Raw genomic sequence first — 14,634 nt, 5'->3', positions numbered from 1 at the left:
TATGAGCTTCCAAGTTGAAGGAAAAGTTGCAGTTGTTACCGGTGGCTCATCTGGGATTGGGCTGGCTGCTGTTGAAATACTGGTTGCAGAGGGTGCAAAAGTAGCGTGGTGTGGTCGCGATGAAGAACGTTTAAATGCTTCTAAGCACTATATTTTAGAAAAATTTCCGCATGCCAATATTTTTACTAAAGCATGCAATGTATTGAAAAAAGAAGAAGTTCAGCAATTTGCCAAAGACGTCAAACTCAATTTGGGCAATGTGGACATGCTCATTAACAATGCTGGGCAGGGCCGTGTTTCAAATTTTGAAAATACGCAAGATGAAGACTGGATGAAAGAAATTGAACTGAAATATTTCAGTGTATTACATCCGGTACGGGCTTTTCTTGACGACTTAAAACAGTCGGCAAATGCCTCAATTACTAATGTGAACTCATTACTGGCATTGCAACCAGAACCGCACATGATTGCGACTTCATCTGCACGTGCTGCGTTATTGAATTTAACCCATTCGTTGGCGCATGAATTTACTCAATATGGCGTTCGAGTTAACTCGATTTTACTAGGTATGGTCGAATCTGCGCAGTGGAAACGTCGTTATGAAACTCGCTCAGATTTAAATATGTCTTGGGAAGAGTGGACAGGCAATATCGCAAAAAATCGTGGTATCCCAATGCAGCGTTTAGGTCGTCCAGAAGAACCGGCCCGTGCTTTAGTTTTCTTGGCATCACCATTGGCATCTTACACCACAGGTTCGGCAATAGATGTCTCGGGTGGTTTTAATAAACATTTATAAATATTAGGTGCTGTCATGAAAAAGTTGATGATGATTGGTTTTGGCGCAATGGCAGCAGAAGTGTATGCCCACTTGCCTCAAGATCTGCAACTCAAATGGATTGTCGTGCCATCTCGCAGTATTGAAAAAGTGCAGTCACAAGTCTCTTCCGAGATTCAGGTGATTTCCGATATTGAGCAATGTGATGGTACGCCAGACTATGTCATTGAGGTGGCAGGTCAAGCAGCTGTGAAAGAGCATGCTCAAAAAGTTTTAGCGAAAGGCTGGACCATTGGTCTGATTTCGGTGGGTACTTTGGCTGATAACGAGTTTCTGGTTCAGCTTAAGCAAACTGCTGAAAAAAATGATGCCCATCTGCATTTACTGGCAGGCGCTATTGCAGGTATTGACGGTATTTCTGCGGCCAAAGAAGGTGGTTTGCAAAAAGTCACTTACAAAGGCTGTAAAAGTCCAAAAAGTTGGAAAGGTAGTTATGCAGAGCAGTTGGTCGATTTAGACCATGTTTCTGAAGCTACGGTCTTTTTCACTGGAACTGCTCGTGAAGCTGCGACCAAATTTCCAGCCAATGCCAATGTTGCAGCAACCATTGCACTTGCAGGGCTTGGAATGGATGAAACCATGGTTGAGTTAACTGTTGATCCAACCATCAACAAAAACAAACACACCATTGTGGCAGAAGGTGGCTTTGGACAAATGACCATTGAACTGGTGGGAGTGCCGCTGCCAAGTAACCCGAAAACATCAACTTTGGCTGCGCTTAGCGTGATTCGTGCTTGTCGCAATAGTGTAGAAGCAATACAGATTTAAGAAGGATTTGATCATGGCAAAGGAAATTTATATTGCAGGTGAATGGCGATTAGGCCGTGGTGCAGTCATTCAAAGCCTGTTTCCGGCAGATCAGTCGGTAAACGCTGAGCTTTCAACGGCAACGCTTGATGATGTAAATGAAGCAATTGAAAAAGCGGATCAGGCTTGGCGTCAACAGAGCTGGAGAAACAGCTTGCCGCATGAGCGCGCACGTATTCTCTACAAAGTTGCAGACATTATTGAAGCACGTGTTGATGAGTTAGCAAAATTACAAACACGCGATAATGGGAAGCCTTTAACCGAAACTCGTGGCTTGGTCATGAGCGCTGCGGCGACTGCACGCTATGTTGCAGCGGCATGTGAAACAATGAATGATGAGCTCACCACTCAACGTGCTCCAGACTTTATGACCATGAGTGTGCATGAACCTGTAGGCGTAGTAGCAGCCATTACGCCGTGGAACTCTCCAATTGCAAGCGAAGTTCAAAAGCTTGCTCCAGCTTTAGCAGCAGGAAATGCCGTAGTGTTAAAACCAGCAGAAGCAACTTCACTGATTGCTTTAGAGCTTGCCAAAATTTTTGAAGAAGCAGGTTTACCAAAAGGCTTACTCAGCGTGCTAGTGGGTCGTGGTTCGATCATTGGTGATGCAATTGCTCAGCACCCATTGGTTCGTAAAATTTCTTTTACAGGTGGAACAACCACAGGGCGTCATTTGGCACACATTGCCGCTGACAAACTGATTACCACTTCACTTGAATTGGGTGGAAAGTCACCAACCATCGTTTTACCTGATGCAGATGTCGAACTGGCTGCTAAAGGTGTCGCGTACGGTATTTTTAGCTCGGCAGGCCAAGCGTGTATCGCAGGTTCTCGCTTGTTTATTCATAGCAGTCTTTACGATCAGTTTTTAACTCGTTTAGTTGAAATTACCAAAGGCTTACGTATAGGTCATCCGGAACAGGCGGGTGTGCATTTAGGGCCACTAGTGAATGACAAACATTTGCAGTCAGTTGACCGTTATGTGCAGCTTGCCAAAAGCGAAGGTGGTCAGGTTCTGATTGGTGGTGAAGCGCTTACGACTGGTGATTATGCCAAAGGAAGTTATTACTTACCGACCATTATCACGGGCTTAAATAATAGTACTCAAACCTGTCAGGAAGAAATTTTTGGCCCTGTTTTAGTGGTTATGAAATATGACAACGAGCAAGATTTAATTGCTCAAGCCAATGACAGTTGTTTTGGTCTTGCCGCAGGAATTTGGACTGAAAGCTATCGCAAAGCTTGGCGTATTGCACGTGTATTAGAAGTGGGAACAGTGTGGATTAATACCTACAAAAAATTCTCGATTAGTGCACCGTTTGGTGGCTTTAAAGACAGTGGTATTGGGCGCGAGAAAGGCCGTTTGGGTATTTTATCGTACATGCAACAAAAGAGTATTTATATGGGGCTGAATGAACAGCCTAACCCTTGGTGCGATTAATAAATTCAAGGACTGAAAACAAATTTTGAGGAACAGACATGACTGAACGTGTAAATGTAGGCGAAGCAATCGCAAGAGTTTTAGAAGCGCACCAAGTTGATAGTATTTATGGTGTTATTTCCATCCACAATTTACCTATTGCCGATGCAGTAGGGCGCCGTGAAAAAATGCGCTTTGTCGCAGCTCGTGGTGAAGCGGGTGCGGTTACTATGGCAGATGCACACTCACGCTTTAAAGGCCTAGGTGTAGCGTTGACCAGTACCGGTGCTGGGGCTGGTAATGCAGTGGGGTCATTGATTGAAGCAATGAATGCGGGTAGTCCTGTATTGCATTTAACTGGTCAGGTTGAGCGTGAATATCTCGACCGTGATGCAAGTTTCATTCATGAAACTAAAGACCAACTTACGTTTTTACGTGCATCAAGCAAAGCGGCATTTCGCATTACCAGTCCAGACAATGCTGTGGGTGTGATTCGTGAAGCCATCCGTGTTGCAACGACTGTTCCAATGGGACCTGTTAGTGTCGAGCTACCCATTGATGTGCAGGCAGCAGAAATTGATTTACCACTTAATTTAGGCCCAGTGAAAGCACTTGAATTGCCACAGGCAGAACAAGCTGAAATTGATCTTCTTGTGAGTGAAATCAAAAAAGCAAAACGCCCGATTTTCTGGATTGGTGGTGGAACTTTAAATAGTGTTGCCGAAGTTAAAGCAATTGCAGATTTAGGTATTCCAGTTGTTTCATCTACACACGGCCGCGGTGTGTTGGCAGATGACCATCCACGTAGTTTAGGTGCATTCCATAACTCGGCAGGTGTTGAGCAACTGTTAAAAGATGCTGACTTAATGGTTGTGGTGGGTTCTCGTTTACGCAGTAATGAAACCAAAACTTATTCGGTTGAGTTCCCTGAAAATATTATTCAGGTTGATGCAAACCCAGTGGCTCAGCAACGTAATTACAAAATTCGTAACTTCATTTGTGGTGATGCCAAAGATGTCTTAACACGTGTGTTGGAACAGCTTCAAGGAACTTCAAAAGTTGATGCCGATTACGATGCTGCTGTAGTGGAGGCTAAACAGGCTGCAATTAATGCACTGCGTAAACAAATCGATCAGTACGCATTAATTTGTGATCACTTGCGTGCAGCTTTACCGCAAGACGGTATTTTTGTACGAGATATCACTATGTCGGGCAGTACATGGGGCAGCCGTTTATTCCCTGTACAAGCGCCAAACCAAAATATCCATTCACTCGCAGGTGCAATTGGTTTAGGTCTTGCAACAGCAATTGGTGCTTCGGTTGCTAACCCTGACAAAAAAGTGATTGGTTTAGTCGGCGATGGCGGCTTAATGCTTGGCATTGGCGAGATTGCAACCATGGTGCAAGAAAACACCAACATGGTCCTTATGATTATGAATGATGGTGGTTATGGCGTAATGCGTGGCATTCAAAATAACTACTTTGGTGGTCGTCAATATTTCAATGAATTGCATACACCGGACTATAAACTTCTTGGCGAATCAATGGGTGTGAAAAGCTGGAAAGTCGGTAGTGCAGATGAGTTTAAAACGGTTATTCAAGAGGCTGTCGCTTTTGAAGGGCCAACTGTGATCGAGCTCGATATGAACTCGATTGGACCATTAAACTTCGCGGGTCCACCGCAAAAGAAACTGTATTAACCAGTTTGGATGGTTTAGTACATATGCGATGGGAGCTGCTAAGCCATCCTTTTTTTAGATAAATTTTTTTATCTAAAAAACAATAAAAACGAAGTTTTACAGGTAAAACAAATAAAGTTCCAGCAGGACGCTGGAACTCAATCAAGGATGTAGAGATGAAAAAGACTTCATTGATCATGGCATTCATTGCACCGTTTACGCTGGGGGTAAGCGTCAATGCATTTGCAAAAGATTCATTGCTTGAATGGAAAAGTGATGACGGCACCGACTCATTAAAGTTAGGTGGGGTGGTGCGTTTAAATCAGCGTTATGAAGATTGGGAAGGTCCGAACCGTGGTTTTGGTAAGCTCCATTTTGATATTTTTAAGGTAGATCTCAAAGGTAAGTTTGATGATGCTTACATTAATGCCAGTTATATGGTTCAAGACCAACAAAAAACGTCCATTGAAAAAGCATATGTCGGCTATAACTTAGATGCCAATAACAGCATTGAAGCAGGTCTGGTTTATAAACCATTTACGATTTATCCCTATCCACAAAATGGCTGGACTTACCACATTCCATTCTTTTTAGGTTATGGCAACAACATTGCGCCAGGGATCAACTGGAATTATCACGACAAAGATTGGGATGTAAAAGTCGGTTATTATCCTCAAATGTTAGAGACGAACTTGCGTTATTCACCTGAAAGTGCAACTTATGATGACTTGGCAGGAAATGCATTTCCATCTCAAAAAGCCTATCAAAATGAAAAGCGCAATCAGGTGAATACCCGCATTGTTCGCAAGTTAGAAACTGATTTTGGTAAACAAGAGTTTGGTGTTTCGGGTGCAATTGCTCAGCTACATAATGATATTACCGATAAAGATGGCAAATATTATGCAGTCGGTTTGCATACCGAAAACAACTACAAGCGCTTTAACTTACAAAGTTCGGTTATTCACTATCAGTACGATGCTAAAAATCCGGATGGTGTAAATAGTGATATGACTTTGATGGGGGCAAATGGTCTTACGCCAGCTTATTTCATTGCTTCGGAAGGGACGATTGCCAGTTTAAACCTTGCCTATACATTGCCTGTGACCAATATGGGCAAGCTAAAAGCCATTAAGTTTTATAATGACTATAGTTATCTCGATAAAAAACGTGATGATTGGTCAGATTCGCAAATGAATACCACAGGAATGATGTTTATTGCTTCACCATTTATGGTTTGGGCAGATTATACGTGGGGTAAAAACTCCAACATTATTGGTGGCTCGACCAACTCAACGGGTTATACCTCTGCTACCTCGCCAAACAGTGATAAATGGCTATACCGTATTAATTTTAATATTGGCTTTACTTTCTAAAGTAAGCAGCAATAAAAAACCACGCAATCGGCGTGGTTTTTTATTTAATAAGTTAAAGCGTTTAATACCTGTTTTTTTCAAACTTATTCCAAAACACAAAGGCAGTCACAAAGGCCAAAATGGTTAGCGCGAAAATATAATACATCGCACCAATATCACTATATTGACTGAGCCAATGCACTAAAGGCAGGGTCATACCACCAACAATTGCATATGACAAATTATAAGAAAATGAAATGCCCGAGAAACGCACAGGCGCGGGGAACATTTTAACCATACTGCTCGACACCATGCCGACAGTACCAGAGCATAGACCCAACAACATATATAAACCAAAAATGGTTGAATGTGCCGCGTGCCCCAAACTGTTATAAAAAACTGCTGCTGTAAGTGCAACGGCAAGCGCACCGAACATCATGACTTTGCCACAGCCAAAACGGTCAGCAAAATAGCCTGCTAAAATACAGCCCACCATTTGCATGACAATGGCTGCACTTTGCATTTCAAAAGTCTGTGCGCGCTCAAAGCCAAACGTACCAGTTAATAAATTTGGCATGGCTAAAATCACCACCACTACACAACCAGTTAAAAACCATGTAAATAACATGCCAATTGCAACGGCTGTTTTATGTGTTTTTAAGACTTGTTTTACAGGCATTTCTTTTGAAATTTCTTTACGTGCTTGCATGGCTTTAAACACAGGTGTTTCTTTTAAATAAGTTCGTAAATAAAGTGCGACTAGACCAAAAATACCACCTGCAATAAAAGGAATCCGCCATGCCCAGTCATGGATTTGCCCTTCACTAAAATTCAGTGAAATCCATAAAGACATGAGCGCACCTAGTAAAATTCCTAAAGACAGTCCGGCAGTTAACAAACCATTTGCCAGTCCAATTTTTCTTTCAGGCACGTGTTCAGACACAAAGGTCCACGCGGCTGGAATTTCACCCCCAATCGCAATACCTTGCACCACACGCATGAGCAATAAAAGTAGGGGGGCCAAATACCCAATATTTTCAAAAGTAGGCAAAATCCCGATAAACAGAGTAGGCAGTGCCATGAGTAAAATAGAAAGTGAAAATAGTTTTTTGCGCCCGACCAAGTCACCAAAATGGGCCATGACAACCCCGCCCAAAGGCCTAAAAAAGTAACCTGCTGCAAAAATACCGTAAGTATTAAGCATGGCCCAAAACGGACTAAGCGTGCTGGGGAAAAAGAGGTCGGAAATGATTTTGGCGTAAAACACATAAATCACAAAATCGTAAAATTCTAAAGCTCCACCCAATGAAGAAAGGGCAAGGGTTCGTTTATCTTCTTTATTAAGATAGTTCGCATCCTGCAAAGTTAAGTCCTGATCCATTTTTTACTTAATTGTTGTAATTGAAGTTTGGATATTAATGGAAAAGTGAAGTAAAAGTAAATGGAGGAAATTTGTTCTATAGGATGATGTCGATTGGACTTACTCAGAACAAAAAGCTTTAAAACAAAAAACGCTTTAGATGAAATAAAAACAGATGTAGGAATGACTTTTCTTTTGAGTCATTCAGCGACACAATAAAACTTGTCATAGCCAGTTTAATGAGAGATTCAAAGGATGAGTGTAGTTTTACCTGTCGCGAAGCGTGGCGAAGATATTCTAAAACTAATTGCGGTTCCCGTTTCGGTAAATGAGTTAAACAGTAATTGGCTTTATCAGCTTGCTGACGCTATGCATGCAACAATGCTTGAGCGTAATGGGGTAGGGATTGCAGCACCGCAAGTTTACATCTCTAAACGCGTCATTATTGTGGCGTCTCGACCAAATCCACGCTATCCCGATGCACCTGAAATGGAAGCTGTAGTCATGGTGAATCCTGAAATTTTAGAGTTCTCAAACGAAGTGTGTTTAGGTGAAGAAGGCTGCTTAAGTGTACCGGATGAGCGTGGACAAGTTGAACGTGCAGAAATGGTGAAGGTGAAATATTTAACACTTCAGGGTGAAATGGTTGAGACAGTTTTTCATGGTTTTCCTGCTCGTATTGTTCAACATGAGGTCGATCATTTAAATGGGATTTTGTTTGTAGAAAGAATAATCTAATCTTTAGTTTAAAGTTTTGAAAAACCTATAATGAGCTTGAAATAGATAAGACATCGGAATTAGAATACTTATATCGTGATTTTTAATCCATTACAAAAGATATAATTTTAATATTATCAGCAGGTTGTGCTGAAATTTTGCGCGATGTTGTGAATCTCCTCATTTAAGGTTACTGACCATGAAAACCCCTCTCCCAGAATATTTGGCAAATGTTATTGAAGCCTGTGACATCGATAACAGCGGTCATCTCGCTGATTATATTCCTGAGTTGGCAAATGCAAACCCAGATCGATTAGCTTTAGCAATGTCTACGGTAGATGGTGAAATTTATTCGGTTGGCGATGATGATGTTGAATTCACCATACAATCGATTTCTAAACCTTTTGTATATGCCTATGTTTTACAACAGCTTGGCATTGATGCTGTGCTTGATAAGGTAGGGGTAGAGCCTTCAGGGGAAGCCTTCAATGAAATTTCATTGGGTAAAGATGGTCGTCCGAAAAACCCGATGATCAACTCTGGCGCAATTACTGTACATTCCTTGATTCAGGTCAAACATGGTTTGCATAGCGCAGAAATTCTACGCCGTTTTATGAGCGAGCTTGCAGGTCGCGAATTAAGTTTTGATGAGTCTGTCTATGATTCGGAAGTCAAAACTGCTTACCGTAATCTTTCGATCGGTTATATGTTGCGAACTGTGGGGATTTTAGAAACCGACCCAGTCGATATTGTGAATGGGTACATTCGCCAATGTGCGATCATGGTTACGGTTAAAGACTTGGTACGTATGGGCAGTGTGCTTGCCAATGGTGGGGTAGACCCTAAAACTGGAAAACGCCTATTGAACCGATCTGTGGTTAGACAAGTGCTCAGTGTCATGATGAGCTGTGGTATGTACGATGCAGCGGGAGACTGGCTTTCAACTGTCGGTATTCCTGCTAAGAGTGGTGTAGCAGGTGGTATTTTAGGTGTGTTACCGGGTCAGGTGAGTATTGCCGCTTTTTCTCCTCGTTTGGATGAGCATGGTCATAGTATTCGAGGTATCGATATTTTAGAGCGATTATCTCGTGACATGGGGCTACACCTCATGGAAGGTACACCTTCTGCACAAACCATTGTCCAAAGCCATTATCGTACAGGCAAGGATGCATCATTAAGTGTGTATGTGCTTCGTGGGGTATTGAAATTTACCGAAGCTGAAATGTTGTTGCGTATTTTACAAGACGAGACAACTGATCAGAGTACAATTGTTATTGATTTAACCCAAATTTCACTTATCCATGATGTGGGTAAACGTATGTTCTTAGAAGGGGTAGATCGTCTGATTGATGATGGTCATACCCTTGTTTTGGTTGATCCTGAACAGCGCCTAGATCATGCGAGAACTGCCAAAGATCGAGAACTTCATGTCTATCATGATTTTGATGATTTATTAGAAAAGCATGAGATCCGCTCCAAAAAAAAGACTTATAGCGACATCGCGGCACTTCTAAGCTGCTGAGGTGTTTTTCCTAGATGTCGCTTAAACATCGCACTGAACGCGCTGGGGTTTGTATACCCCAGTGACTCTGAAATTTGAGCAATAGATTCGCCATTCGCAATTTTACTCAAGGCGAGTGCAATATGCATTTGCTGTACCCATGCCCGATAAGATAGCCCAGTTTCTTTTTGGAACATACGCATTAAAGTTCTAGAACTCGCGCCAATATCATCAGCCCAATCTGTTAAATCTTTTGAATGGTCAGGCGTATGTAATAACTCTTGGCAAATTTTTAATAATCGTTTGTCTTTCGGCCACGGAATCTGAATAGGCAACAAGTTAGCGCGATGAATTTCTTCAAAAATCAAAATTTGTAAAGAACGGGAAAGCTCTTGAGAGGTGACAATATTTGGAATCTCCTCTTGTTCAATTTCATTTAAACGAATCAAAAGTTCATGCAACAGATTACTGACTCGAATAATAAAACAATGTTGTCCCATTAGAGCTGCTGCATTTACTTCAACCAATGCCGTATTTAACTTCACGTGACTCAGTGAAATCACGCTGTGCTCAACATGTGCTGGAATCCATAACGCGCACATGGGCGGCACAATCCACACATGATTGGGTGTAAAAACCTGAATGTTTCCTGTAGACGCATATAAAAACTGTGCACGCGTATGCGTGTGGGTAGGTGTGATTTCTCGGTAATAATGTTCAGAAGAGAGTCCAATCACAAGTTCAGACAAATCAGACTGAATAAGAGAATCGGACATAAATTATCCTAAAAATTGTCACTTATACGATGATTATTGGAAGATAACTTTATAAGCGACAATTTACAATAAGCATCTCATTTAAAAATATTGGAGTTTTTCAGGTATGACGTCTTCAATACAATTGAAAGATGGTATTGCCAATACCGTTGCAAATGATCAGCCTCAGGGAATGATTATTAAGATTGTAGGCGCCGTGGCGGTCGCACATTTACTGAATGATTTAATTCAAGCAGTGCTACCAGCCATCTATCCAATGCTAAAAGCAAACTTTTCGCTGAGTTTTGCTCAAGTCGGCCTGATCTCGTTTGTATATCAAATTACAGGTTCGCTGCTACAGCCTTGGATTGGACTTTATACCGATAAACATCCAAAACCGTATCTTCTCCCACTCGGAATGGTGGTCACATTCTGCGGCATTATTTTGTTGGCATTTTCACCAAGTTTTGCTGTGTTGTTATGTGCATCTGCGCTAATTGGGGTAGGCTCTGCAACTTTTCATCCAGAAGCTTCGCGGGTGGCGCGAATGGCATCGGGTGGACGCTTCGGTACAGCTCAGTCCACTTTCCAAGTGGGCGGGAACACGGGTACAGCCATTGGCCCATTGTTGGCAGCTTTACTGATTGTTCCATTTGGACAACATGCAGTTGCGGGCTTAGTGATATTTGCACTTTTAGCGATTTGGGTTCTATTTGGGGTAAGCCGCTGGACAGTGAGCCATGCTAAAAGTCAGGTGGTTGCACGTGCTACCCAAGCACATACTAAATTGCATGGTCGTAAGCTAATTATCGCTTTGAGCACAATTAGTGTGTTGATGTTTGCTAAATTTACCTACATTGCCAGCATTAGTAACTACTTTACTTTTTATCTTATTCAAAAGTTTCATATCAGTATTCAAACAGCTCAGTTGCATTTGTTTGCCTTCTTGGCAGCCGTTGCCTTAGGCACATTTGCAGGTGGCCCAATTGGTGACAAGATCGGCCGTAAAGCTGTGATTTGGGTTTCATTTGTTGGTATGGCACCGTTTGCATTAATGATGCCGTATGCAAACTTATTTTGGACAACAGTTTTTTCAATTATTGCAGGTTTGGTGTTGTCGTCGGCTTTTGCAGCAATGGTGGTCTACGCACAAGAAGCTGTTCCGGGCCGTGTGGGTATGATTGCAGGTTTAATGTTCGGTCTCATGTTTGGGGTCAGTGGTATTGCCGCAGCAGGTTTAGGACATTTAGCGGATATTAACGGCATTGAATGGGTATTTGGTTTGTGTTCATTGTTGCCATTACTTGGCTTTGCAACTGCATTTTTACCAAACACAAAAGTTAAATAAAACCATCACTCCGTTGTTTTTTAAATCCTCCAGTCTTAAAAGGGTTGGGGGATTTTTTATTAGAAAAGAGAGCTATATTAGGGTGATAAATTTATTTTAATTAAAAATAATAAAGTTAATTCAATAGGCTATCTTGTCCTATGAAAAAAATTGTTTAAAATCGCAAGGCAATATATCAAGTCATAAATTGATAATATTGTAGAAACAGTAGTAATTTCTTAATTTGTTGAATTTATTATATAAAATAAAATTTATTATAGGTGGTATGAAGTGCTCGCTATTAAGCAATTATCATTAAGTGTTTTTCTCATTTCTACATTAACTTTAGTTGCATGTGGTGGTGGGGGTGGAGGAAGTTCTACTGACGGTTCTTCTACATCTTCAAAATCAAATCCTAATGAAATCCCTACTTTATCATCTACTCCTTTGATTAATTACACTACAACTTTTGAGCAAAATCTTACTATAACTAATGAAAAAAATAATGGCATATCAACCCAGCTTGTTCCAAGTAATGGATCTAGTAATAGTGTGATTGAACCTAGTTATAGTGTAAGAACTTATGGAAATTCAGGACTTTCATTTTATTATAAATTAGATAAAAATCAATTTGTTAGGGTTGAGTATGATAAGCTTTCTGGTAAAGTAGTGAATGCAAGAATTGATACGGAGAAATCTTCTTTAACTTGTAGGGATGATAAATGGACTCCTGAAGGTTGTGAAGGAATTAGTGTGATTTATGATGACCGTACTGGTGATTCAACACTATTATTTAATAATAAAAAATTTGAAGATTCATATTATACAGATTCCTCTTCGAATAATGAAAAGATAACGTATTTAGTTACATTGAATGGTACGGTAAAAGGGAATATTAGTAGCAAACCTTTAGAATTTACAGATTTTGAAAAGAACCATAATGGTGAAATTACTGTTAATGGTAAGAAAATGGATATTCTTCGAGCATATATGAGGGATACTCAGCTTGTTGTTCAATTTACGAATGGTGAGAGCTTATATTTGCTTACAGGTAAATCATCAGGGCTAGTTAACACTTATTATACAGGAGAAGAGATTCTCTCTAGTGCGGCTATGGGAACATTAAAAAAACTAGATAACGATCGAGTAAATGTAGAATTTAATAACGTTTACTTTAATTCAAAAACTGGATCTAACTCTAAAATAGCTTCAGGAAATATTACGTTAATTAATAGTTATGCCAAAATTGATATCTCAAATGTAGGAAAAATTGATACAAACGAGGTTTATGCTTATGAACTCTCTAATAAAGAAATAACTTACTTTATTACATCTACTACTGGGCATGGTTATATCACTGTTCAAGGACAAAATCCTGTTAATATTCAGATAAATGGCTATTCTTGTACTTTAGGTGATTGTAAAAATGTATTGATCTCTAAAGATGGTTCTTATATCCAACTGAATGGTACAAAGCTGGGTGATGTGAATGTGACCGGTTCAATTCGAACGAATATTCATTAAGTGATTCATTTCACCTTGTACTAGCTGGTACAAAAGTTAAATAAATGAAAAGACTCTCAGTCATATTCGGCTGAGAGTCTTTTTTAAATAACGTTAGTTCTAATTAAAAGACTATTTTTGAATACCAAACTTAAATACGGTAACACTGTTATAAGTTTGATTTTGGTTTAAACGTGTAGACGGGAAAGATGCTTGATTAGGGCTATCTGGAAAGTGCTGCGTTTCTAATGCTAGCGCGTCTGCCTGTCGATAGAGCACACCATTTGCGCCAACAATATTTCCTAATAAATGATTGGCTGTATACATTTGAACACTTGGTTCAGTGGTTAAAACCTGCATGGTCCGTTTAGATTTTGGATCAACCACAACAGCTGCAAGATTTAATTTCCCTTGAGACTTTTGATTAATTACCCAAGTTTGGTCATAGCCGTATCCATAGGCCAATTGCTGATTATTCGCTCGAATATCTTTCACAATAGCCTTAGGCGTCCGAAAATCAAAAGGTGTACCTGCAACTGAGGCAATTTCACCTGTTGGTAAGGAGTTTTGATCGGTTACCAATATACGGTCTGCATTGAGTTGTACCACATGATCTAGTACGCCATAAGGGTTATTGCCAGCGCCTGATAAGTTGAAATAACTGTGGTTGGTGAGGTTGACGACTGTAGGCTGATCAGTTTTAGCCTTATATTCAATTTGGAAATCATTTCGATCTGAAAGACTATAGATCACTTCTACATCTAATTTTCCGGGAAATCCTTGATCACCATTTGGACTGGTCAACTTAAGAGAAGCTTTAACGGTTTCACCTTTAGAAACAAGGGGCTTAACTTGCCACACACGTTTATCAAAACCACGATTCCCGCTATGTAATGAATTCGGCCCATTATTCTTTTCAAGGTTATACGTTTTTCCATCTAAGCTAAATTTAGCATTACCAATCCGGTTCGCATAACGGCCAATCAATCCGCCAAAATGAATCCCTGCATTGGTGTCAGTAACTTCATAGCCTTTTAGATCATCAAAGCCCAAAACGATATTGTTTTTTTTGCCTTGGGCATCGGGAGTCAAAATCTGTGTAATTACACCACCAAAACTAATAAAAGATACCGAGACTCCATTGTTATTACTCATGGTGTATAGATCAACTTTTTGGCCGTCTTGAGTTGTGCCATATGGCTTTACATTTAATGTTGCTGCATTTGCAAGTTGTGCAAAGCTATAAATCGCAACACCTAAAATTACTAATTTTTTCATGCTTATACTCTATATTGTAATAGTTGGACTGGATGAATATAAGATTGATTTTTCATCTTTTTAAAGAGGTTTTTATTATAGATAGTGTTAATAATAATGG

12 protein-coding genes are annotated in these 14,634 nt (G+C 40.4%); 9 read left to right on the top strand and 3 right to left on the bottom strand.

Annotated features, from left to right (window positions below):
* Position 1: 1 nt before the first annotated feature.
* From HLV59_RS13865 to HLV59_RS13845, 5 genes are all read left to right on the top strand, one after another.
* The gene (locus tag HLV59_RS13865; RefSeq protein WP_171430206.1) at positions 2-796 is read left to right on the top strand and encodes an SDR family oxidoreductase; all 795 of its coding nucleotides are present in this window, start codon (positions 2-4) and stop codon (positions 794-796) included.
* A gap of 15 nt (positions 797-811) precedes the next feature.
* Entirely contained in the window at positions 812-1,603 is a 792-nt protein-coding gene (locus HLV59_RS13860; protein ID WP_061875613.1) for an aspartate dehydrogenase, read from the top strand.
* A gap of 13 nt (positions 1,604-1,616) precedes the next feature.
* Positions 1,617-3,083, top strand: coding sequence for an aldehyde dehydrogenase (locus HLV59_RS13855; protein WP_171430205.1), 1,467 nt, complete (start codon positions 1,617-1,619; stop codon positions 3,081-3,083).
* Between the two features lie 38 nt (positions 3,084-3,121).
* Positions 3,122-4,762: a thiamine pyrophosphate-binding protein gene (locus HLV59_RS13850; protein ID WP_171430204.1), complete on the top strand. Its 1,641-nt coding sequence runs from the start codon at positions 3,122-3,124 to the stop codon at positions 4,760-4,762.
* 155 nt (positions 4,763-4,917) lie between these two features.
* On the top strand, positions 4,918-6,114 hold the full coding sequence (locus HLV59_RS13845; protein WP_216606726.1) for a hypothetical protein: 1,197 nt from the start codon (positions 4,918-4,920) through the stop codon (positions 6,112-6,114).
* Between the two features lie 61 nt (positions 6,115-6,175).
* Here HLV59_RS13845 and HLV59_RS13840 read toward each other — a convergent pair whose 3' ends face one another.
* A complete protein-coding gene (locus tag HLV59_RS13840; RefSeq protein ID WP_062849267.1) occupies positions 6,176-7,474 on the bottom strand; it encodes an MFS transporter in 1,299 nt (432 codons plus the stop codon).
* Between the two features lie 234 nt (positions 7,475-7,708).
* Between HLV59_RS13840 and def the strand changes: the two genes are divergently transcribed.
* On the top strand, positions 7,709-8,191 hold the full coding sequence (def, locus tag HLV59_RS13835; RefSeq protein ID WP_125698432.1) for a peptide deformylase: 483 nt from the start codon (positions 7,709-7,711) through the stop codon (positions 8,189-8,191).
* A gap of 178 nt (positions 8,192-8,369) precedes the next feature.
* Positions 8,370-9,692: a glutaminase gene (locus HLV59_RS13830; RefSeq protein ID WP_171430203.1), complete on the top strand. Its 1,323-nt coding sequence runs from the start codon at positions 8,370-8,372 to the stop codon at positions 9,690-9,692.
* Here HLV59_RS13830 and HLV59_RS13825 read toward each other — a convergent pair.
* Positions 9,659-10,447: an AraC family transcriptional regulator gene (locus tag HLV59_RS13825; protein ID WP_171430202.1), complete on the bottom strand. Its 789-nt coding sequence runs from the start codon at positions 10,445-10,447 to the stop codon at positions 9,659-9,661. The genes HLV59_RS13830 and HLV59_RS13825 overlap by 34 nt on opposite strands.
* A 106-nt stretch (positions 10,448-10,553) precedes the next feature.
* On the opposite strand from HLV59_RS13825, the gene HLV59_RS13820 reads away from it, so the two are divergent.
* Together HLV59_RS13820 and HLV59_RS13815 are read left to right on the top strand one after the other, a co-directional pair.
* The gene (locus HLV59_RS13820; protein WP_171430201.1) at positions 10,554-11,774 is read left to right on the top strand and encodes an MFS transporter; all 1,221 of its coding nucleotides are present in this window, start codon (positions 10,554-10,556) and stop codon (positions 11,772-11,774) included.
* 270 nt (positions 11,775-12,044) lie between these two features.
* The gene (locus HLV59_RS13815; RefSeq protein WP_171430200.1) at positions 12,045-13,277 is read left to right on the top strand and encodes a hypothetical protein; all 1,233 of its coding nucleotides are present in this window, start codon (positions 12,045-12,047) and stop codon (positions 13,275-13,277) included.
* 111 nt (positions 13,278-13,388) lie between these two features.
* On the opposite strand, the gene HLV59_RS13810 is transcribed toward HLV59_RS13815, so the two are convergent.
* Positions 13,389-14,534: an aldose epimerase family protein gene (locus tag HLV59_RS13810; protein WP_171430199.1), complete on the bottom strand. Its 1,146-nt coding sequence runs from the start codon at positions 14,532-14,534 to the stop codon at positions 13,389-13,391.
* Positions 14,535-14,634 lie beyond the last annotated feature (100 nt).

The sequence above is a fragment of the Acinetobacter lactucae genome, from assembly GCF_013122135.1.
GTDB classification, from domain to species: Bacteria; Pseudomonadota; Gammaproteobacteria; order Pseudomonadales; family Moraxellaceae; genus Acinetobacter; species Acinetobacter lactucae.
This window is presented reverse-complemented; position numbering and strand designations above follow the sequence as displayed.